Source organism: Caballeronia sp. M23-90 (genome assembly GCF_053574605.1).
Window position 1 is genome coordinate 1 of the sequence record NZ_JBSIPA010000369.1, and the last position, 6707, is coordinate 6707.

7 protein-coding genes and 4 pseudogenes are annotated in these 6707 nt (G+C 60.3%); 4 read left to right on the forward strand and 7 right to left on the reverse strand.

The window, feature by feature from the left end:
- Positions 1-351, reverse strand: a pseudogene (locus ACRXB1_RS26990) (hypothetical protein); the annotation flags it as partial.
- 21 nt (positions 352-372) lie between these two features.
- Positions 373-483, reverse strand: a pseudogene (locus ACRXB1_RS26995) (homogentisate 1,2-dioxygenase domain-containing protein); the annotation flags it as partial.
- Between ACRXB1_RS26995 and ACRXB1_RS27000 the strand changes: the two are divergent.
- Positions 477-980 (forward strand): annotated as a pseudogene (locus ACRXB1_RS27000) (IS630 family transposase); the annotation flags it as partial. The pseudogenes ACRXB1_RS26995 and ACRXB1_RS27000 sit on opposite strands and share 7 nt — an antisense overlap.
- A gap of 177 nt (positions 981-1157) precedes the next feature.
- Here the strand turns inward: ACRXB1_RS27000 and ACRXB1_RS27005 are convergent.
- From ACRXB1_RS27005 to ACRXB1_RS27015, 3 genes are read right to left on the reverse strand one after another with little or no spacing between them, the layout of a single operon-like run.
- Positions 1158-2123 (reverse strand): diguanylate cyclase, encoded by a 966-nt coding sequence (locus ACRXB1_RS27005; RefSeq protein WP_449493769.1) that lies wholly within the window; start codon positions 2121-2123, stop codon positions 1158-1160.
- Positions 2124-2128: 5 nt separating this feature from the next.
- Positions 2129-2785 (reverse strand): chemotaxis protein CheC, encoded by a 657-nt coding sequence (locus ACRXB1_RS27010; RefSeq protein WP_449493770.1) that lies wholly within the window; start codon positions 2783-2785, stop codon positions 2129-2131.
- Positions 2778-3146, reverse strand: a complete 369-nt coding sequence (locus tag ACRXB1_RS27015) for a response regulator (RefSeq protein ID WP_449493771.1) — start codon at positions 3144-3146, stop codon at positions 2778-2780. The genes ACRXB1_RS27010 and ACRXB1_RS27015 overlap by 8 nt, the downstream gene beginning before the upstream one ends.
- Before the next feature lie 327 nt (positions 3147-3473).
- Between ACRXB1_RS27015 and ACRXB1_RS27020 the strand changes: the two genes are divergently transcribed.
- A complete protein-coding gene (locus tag ACRXB1_RS27020) occupies positions 3474-3767 on the forward strand; it encodes a hypothetical protein (RefSeq protein WP_449493772.1) in 294 nt (97 codons plus the stop codon).
- Positions 3768-3795: 28 nt separating this feature from the next.
- Here the strand turns inward: ACRXB1_RS27020 and ACRXB1_RS27025 are convergent, their stop codons facing one another.
- Both ACRXB1_RS27025 and ACRXB1_RS27030 read right to left on the reverse strand, forming a co-directional pair.
- Positions 3796-4758 (reverse strand): Csu type fimbrial protein, encoded by a 963-nt coding sequence (locus ACRXB1_RS27025; protein ID WP_449493773.1) that lies wholly within the window; start codon positions 4756-4758, stop codon positions 3796-3798.
- Positions 4755-5501 carry a fimbria/pilus outer membrane usher protein gene (locus ACRXB1_RS27030; RefSeq protein ID WP_449493774.1) on the reverse strand — a complete coding sequence of 249 codons (747 nt, stop codon included), beginning with the start codon at positions 5499-5501 and terminating at the stop codon, positions 4755-4757. The genes ACRXB1_RS27025 and ACRXB1_RS27030 overlap by 4 nt, the downstream gene beginning before the upstream one ends.
- A gap of 81 nt (positions 5502-5582) precedes the next feature.
- Here ACRXB1_RS27030 and ACRXB1_RS27035 point away from each other — a divergent pair.
- Positions 5583-6464: pseudogene (locus ACRXB1_RS27035) on the forward strand (ISKra4-like element ISBusp5 family transposase); the annotation flags it as partial.
- 62 nt (positions 6465-6526) lie between these two features.
- Positions 6527-6707, forward strand: a 181-nt coding sequence (locus ACRXB1_RS27040) for a transposase (protein ID WP_449491899.1), incomplete at its 3' end; no start/stop codon positions are given.

A 6707-nucleotide genomic window follows, 5' to 3' on the forward strand; every position in this document is an offset into this window, starting at 1 on the left:
TCCATCGATGAAAACACGGCCCGATAAAGACGCGAACGTCGCGCAGGCCAAGGCCGACAAGCAGAAGACCGAGTCGCAATCGAAGGCGAACGAAGCCGCCGCCGATGCCAACCTGAAGAACGCCAAGAAAGCGGAGGCCGCCTCACCCGAGAAAACGCCGCTGCCTGCGGCTGCTCCGAGATCGACGATCTGGTCGCCAATAGCTACGCCACCGCGGAATGCCTCGTCGCTGCCCTTGCGGCGAAACACCGCGAACGGAAGATTCTGGATCGGGAAATCGCTCCCCGGCTGGTTTGCCTGTCCCACCCAACTGGTGAGAGTCGGGTCGTGCGATTCATTGAGCAGTGACATAAGTATCTCCATTGTGCGGATTCAGAACTGCGCCGGATTGAAATGCTTTTTCAAGCCTTGCCAGCATTGGTAGTACTCACTCTGCAATTGGGATGATTCGAGCGCGTAACGCGTCGGCCGGATGACGGCCCGGGCTGCCGCTGAAGAAGGGGCGCGCGGCCACCATGACGCACGACTACAAGCGCAATGGTACGACCACGCTGTTTGCCGCGCTCAACGTGCTGGATGGTCAAGTCATCGGCCAATGCCAACAGCGCCACACGCACATCGAGTGGCTGAAGTTCCTGCGCCAAATCGACCGCGAAACGCCCAAGGACAAGACGCTCCATCTGATTGCGGACAACTACGCCACGCACAAGCATCCGGCCGTACAGGCCTGGCTAGCCAAGCATCCGCGCTTCAACATGCACTTCACGCCCACCTCCGCGTCGTGGCTGAACATGGTTGAGCGCTTCTTCCGCGATATCACCACCGAGCGGTTGCGCCGAGGCGTGTTCACCAGCGTGCCCGAACTGGTCGCCGCCATCGATGAGTACGTCGCCCATCACAACACCAACCCCAAGCCGTTCATCTGGACCAAAAGCGCACGCGACATCCTGCAGAAGGTAATTCGCGCAAATAGCCGTTTAAGTTCCAAACAGAATGGAACACTACTAGTAGATAGTCATCGCAAAGCCCGACAATGCAGCCGGCGAGTCGGCGGTTGTTGCTTGGTGATGTCGATAGCCATCGATTTACCTCACCCGTGCTTCCTTACCGCAACAGGTCTGCCGAATGCGACTGCACATCGCTTCTGCGCGAATGCCTCAGTCCAGCAAGCCCGGCGATGCCACTACCAGCCGGTTGCGCCCGGCGGCCTTCGCTTCGTATAGCGCACGGTCGGCATCGCGCACGACTTCGTTCGCCGTCGTTGCATCCTCGCGCACCTGCGCGGCACCGATGCTCGCCGTTACCACAATGTTCAGTCCGTCGTGCCGCACCGGCTCGGCCTCGATCGCGCGGCGAATCCGCTCACCGACCGCCGCCGCATCGACGAGTTCGGTCCCCGGCAGCACAACAATAAACTCCTCCCCGCCGAACCTTCCCAGCACGTCATCGGGACGCAGGCAACGCGACGCCCGCTCTGCCACCGCTTTCAATACGGCGTCGCCTGCCGGGTGACCGTATGAATCATTGACCTGCTTGAAGTGATCGAGGTCGAGTAGCAGCACACTGAAGCTGGCAATCGGCCGCCGTTGCCGGCAAGCGAATTCGTGCGACAACCGCTCCTCTGCGTGGCGTCGATTGAACAGGCCCGTCAATCCGTCACGGATTGACACCTCGCGCAACGCTTTAACGGCTTCCTCGCGAGCGCGCTGTGCTATGGCGAGATCCGTCACGTCGATGATGGTGACGCATACGGCGATCACGTCCACACCTTCCGTCAGCGGCACGAAGGTGCAGTCCTGCTGCATCCAGTCGATGCCGCCGGTGATCGGCCGGTCATGCGTGAACTGGAATAGATACGGCCGATGCTCCCACGACGTGAATGTACTGATCTTCAGCAGAAAGACTGCCTCGAACTTGTTTCTTAGCCAATCGCCCGGCAAGCCGGAGAACAGGTCGAACAATGGCTCGCCAAGCGCGCATTCCACTGAAATGCCGCTGCGTTCGGCCATGAAGTCGTTCCACATCATCACGCGCAGCTGACGATCGACGGAGAACACGCCGCAAGGCATACGCTGCAATGCGAGTTCGTTGAGTCGCGCCTGCGCTACTGCGTCGGGGAACACGTCGCTCACCCTAAAAGGGTGGCAAGAAAATCGTCGAGCGCGGCACCCAGTCGCTCAATGGAACCGTCTGCCATCAGCACGAGCAGGTGAACTTTGAAGCCACTGTGCTCGATGCGCATGTTGATGTCGAGCAGCAACGCGCGATCGAGATCGAGCTTGGGCAAATCGACGATATCCTCGGCATAGAGCGACATGCCAATCGCGCGCGGCACGGAAAACGTGGGCAGGCGGCCAAGCTGTTCGAGAAGGCCCGAAAGACACGCGCCGGTTAGCAAGTTCGCCACCTCGAACAGCCATTCCGACGGCGCACCCGCATTCGCGTTCGCTTGTGCGTGCGATTGGCCGTAAATGGCTTCGCAGAGTTCTTCGGTGCCGTCGTCGTCGAAGAAGGTCATGGCTTCGCCGGCAATGTCCGAGCGAAAAGATTGTCTGAATGCCGTGAAACGCCGATTCGCGCCAAGCATCAGTTCGACCTGCGTGCGAATCTGGTCTCGCTCGACCAGGACCACACGCGGAATCGACAACGCCACAAAGCGATCCAGCAAGACGGCAAGCTTTGCGCCCGCCGCACCCATGCCGATGTTGGCAATCTCCTGCAATGCGTCGCGCTGGTCTTCCGACAGGAGTTCGCGCGGGACGGCGGACGGGGCATCATCATGCATACAGGCCGTACTCCCTGAGAATAGGTTCGAGCTTTTCCCGCGAAACCGGCTTCTCAACGAACGCCAGCGCGCCGGCCGCCTTCACGCGATCCCTGGCGCCCACCTGCACGTCCGCCGAAACCACGATCACCACAACATTGGCATCGAGCCGATGCAGCTCGTCGAGCACCTTGCAGCCTGTCATCACCGGCATGGTCAGATCGAGAAACATGACCGACGCACGGCCCGCGTGATACGTGTCCAACGCCTCGGCCCCATTTTTGGCTTCCGACACTTCCACGTCCCAGTCCTCGGGAAGTGCATGGATGAGGAGCTTGCGCGCCAGTGCGGAGTCATCTGCGACAAGGACAGAAAGGGTCATGAAGAGTTGTCATCTCGGGTTGAGCTAGTTAGATTGAGGAATACCAGTTATATCGGCAGTAACGCGCAAAGATCGAGGGCGATGTCGGGTTTTTGCCTACCGATAGCGGGCGGAAAGCGGGGAATGAGGCTGCCAGGGCGGATAGTGGTGGCCATTTTTTAGTCCCGATGCGTGCATGAATCGTTCCGCTGGCGCAGCATCGAAGCTGCCTGCTCAAGTCTTCCCTTGAGTTTGCCGATACCCCACTCAGGGCATGGGCTTCGGACGCATATCAGGCGTCCCCGAATTGTGCCGCTGGACGGCAGCGGCACAGAAACGCGACTTCATATGCTACGAAAAACCACATTCTCCAGTGTTGCGGTACTCGTGTTGCTGGAAGCGTCTTCATCCGGCGTATCGTCGGCGGAACAGGCGCCGATCTCGGTCAGCCTGGTGATCCAGCAAAGCTGCGTGATCCACTCGGGAGCCGATCCCTCGTCCAGCGCCGAGCCCAGCGTCGCCTGCCTGCACGGCGAACCGTATCGGGTCGCGGTCGTTCCCTTGGAGCCCACACAGACGCTCTCAACGATGCAATTCACGGCTCCCGGCACGCGACAGCCGGTCTGGATGGTGAGCTTCTGAGCCGGTGGACCACCGGCCCAACACTGCGTCAGAAACTGATCGTGGCGGTAATGGTGTCGCTGTAACTGCCCGGAACCGGCGATGTCTGCGCCGGCACCACGCCATACACGTTTAGCACCTGTTGGTTTCCCGTACCAGTACCGGTTGCCATTGCGGTTCCGACGGTGCCGTCGCCCCACGCACTGGTATGGGCGGAATCGACGTACAACTGGTAGTTCACCGTGCCACCACCTCCCGAGCGTGCCATCTGCCGTGCCGCGACGTTGCCCGTGGCGCCACCATTCAAAGCGATCCGGTAGGCGTCGCCGTTAGTGCACTGCGCCGTGATCGATCCGGTAGCGTTCAGCGCGGTTTTCAGCACGCCGGTCGCGGCGAAGTTAAGGTTCGTCGCACTGATGTTGCAGTTGTTGACAACCGTGGCGGTGGAGCTGAAGGCAAACGTGCCCTGAGTTGCCGTGAGCGACGCGCAGCTCGGCGCCCCGATCAGATAAAAGCCGTAATTGATCGAGGTCGTGCCGCCACCGAAGGTCTGGCTATACGCCGTGCTGCTGTTGCCGACGGTCGGCACCGTGGGCTGGTTGGCCGTGATCTGGCCGTAGATCGTCACCGGCGTGCTCGCTGTCGTGCCACCCCCGGGTTTGTTCAGCGTGAGCGAAATCGGTGTGGTGCCATAGTAGATCGAACCCCACGCCAGCGAATGCGCCGCGGCCTGATACAGGTCGTACTGCATCTGGTTCGTGCCGTTCACCAGATTGCGTGGACTGGTGCCGCCCAGATTCAGGCACACCCGAACAGTGGGCGTGAGCGAGATCACGGGCCACGTGCACGTCACGGTGACTGTGCCGGTGGTACTGACCGCACTCTGGCTGATCGGGCTCACCGAGCCGAAACTGATTGCCGACGCGCTCGCCGAACAACTTTGTGCTTGCGCACGGCCCGAAAGACCCAGCAACAGAGCGAAAGTCAATGCGATAAAGATGATGCGTTTCATCGCACCTTCCCCCCTTGTGGTTGGCACGTCAGTGGACCAATCGTCGGCAACGAGCCGTCGCGCGGACGCACATAAGCGAAATTCACCCAGCAATGTAGCGCGCCGCTGTCAATCACAAGATGGTTGTCGTGCTGCAGCGTGTCGATGAAGGTCAGGCCGTCGTAGCCGACAATCGTGTCCTTGCCGCTTTCCTCGTGATGGACGCGCGCGCCGGGCGGAAGCACTTGGCCGTCGGGGCCGTACAGGATCACCGACGCGGCGCTATAACGCGTCACGCCGAACTGTGCGAGCACGCCCGATTGCGCCTGCGGCACGAGATCCATCGCGGTGGTCGCGATCCGCGCATCGGCTGGCAAATTCATGCTGTCGATGCTGACCTGATTGTGCTGATAGGCGTTCAGATCCGGAATCAGCAGATGACCGCCACTGTCAGTCGTGCCGATCACGCGATTTTCGTGCAGCACCGGAATGCCCGCGACGCCGTCGGTCGACACCAGCGCGAAACCATCGTCGATTCGGCGTGACGGCTGCACACTATGGTCCATCAGGACGATCGCGCCGGTGACATCGAGCGAGGCGCTGGTTTGTCCGGCAATGTTCTGCGCGGCGGCCGTCACCTCGCCGTCGAGGCCAAGGTATTGGACCTGCGCCTGACGGAACGGTGTCGCGCCCGCGTCGGCCGTCTGTACGCCCCAGCCCCAGCCCCAGCCGCCGTCGTAGTCGGGCGGGCGAATGGCATTGATGTTGAGGGAAGCCGTTAAAAAGGCTGGGAGACCGGCGCATGGAAGGGTATCGTTTCCCTAGCCACGAGACTAGGAGCCGCCATGCGATGCACGATCGTTCTTGAGTTTGATAACGGCGATGGAAGTGTGATGAAGCGGGTTGATGTCATGCGGTTTCACAGGCCCATCGAAGACCAGACACCCGGAGACATCGGACTGTCACTCGCCGAAGGCAAGTCATTGCTCAATTGTGTGCAGCAGGAGTTCGTTGTCGAGCAGATCGAACGTTTTTGCGCGTCGCGTAGATCCTGTGTGGACTGCGGCGTACAGCGTCGCCTGCACGATAGCCATTGCTCGGAGCTGAAGACCGCGCTGGGAAAGGTTTTCTATTGCCGCGAACGATGGAAGGCCTGCAATTGTGGTGCTGACGGCTCGAGATATGTTTCTCCGCTCAAGAACTACCTGACGGAGGCAAGCACCGGTGACCTGAGATGGCTGCACGCGGAGCTTGGCGCCACGATGCCCTATCGGCAAGCCAAGGCCGTCATGGACCTTCTGCTACCCACCTCAGGTCGCGACAATCATGTAACCATCCGCAACCACACCGTGGCCATTGGAAAATTGATACAGAACGCACGGCCGGTGCGTCGGTGGTGCGACACGGAAAAACCGATTGCGGAGCTTGGCATTGACTTCGGTTATGTCCGTCGCGCACTCTGCAATCGCAAGGGTTCGGGAAAGGAAAATCGCGCAGAAGCCGGGAACCGGCCATCGTCGATCGCAGCCGTCGTTGCTGCTGTAGGCCAAGCCGGTAATCAGCCAAGAGTGTGGGCTTCCGCCATGCCGCGCACCAAGCGATTGAATCAAGAAATGACACGGTTCCTCGAAGACAGTGGATATGGGGACCCAAATGAAGTCGTCGTCCTGACTGATGGAGCTCGGGACTTGGCCAGCGTCGCCAATGACCTCCCGTACGATAATGAGCTTGCCCGCAAAAAATGGATCTCTTGCTGAGTGTGTAAAACTCACGCAAGGAGGAAGGAAAGATGGGTAATCCGAGAGCTCGATATACGCAGGAATTCATGCTGGAGGCCGTGCGTATGGTCCGCGGCGGCCAGAGCATGGCGGCGGTGGCGAAGATACTGGGCATCAGCCCGAAGACGCTGCACAACTGGGTGAAGGCCGATGCCGCTGGGAAGCTGAACGGCGCAGGCAAACAGGTTTCTC

What these genes read in the sequence shown, in the direction of transcription:
- ACRXB1_RS27010 (WP_449493770.1), bottom strand. Translation starts at nt 2,785, where the DNA reads ATGCATGATGATGCCCCGTCCGCCGTCCCGCGCGAACTCCTGTCGGAA.
- ACRXB1_RS27015 (WP_449493771.1), bottom strand. Translation starts at nt 3,146, where the DNA reads ATGACCCTTTCTGTCCTTGTCGCAGATGACTCCGCACTGGCGCGCAAG.
- ACRXB1_RS27020 (WP_449493772.1), top strand. Translation starts at nt 3,474, where the DNA reads ATGCTACGAAAAACCACATTCTCCAGTGTTGCGGTACTCGTGTTGCTG.
- ACRXB1_RS27025 (WP_449493773.1), bottom strand. Translation starts at nt 4,758, where the DNA reads ATGAAACGCATCATCTTTATCGCATTGACTTTCGCTCTGTTGCTGGGT.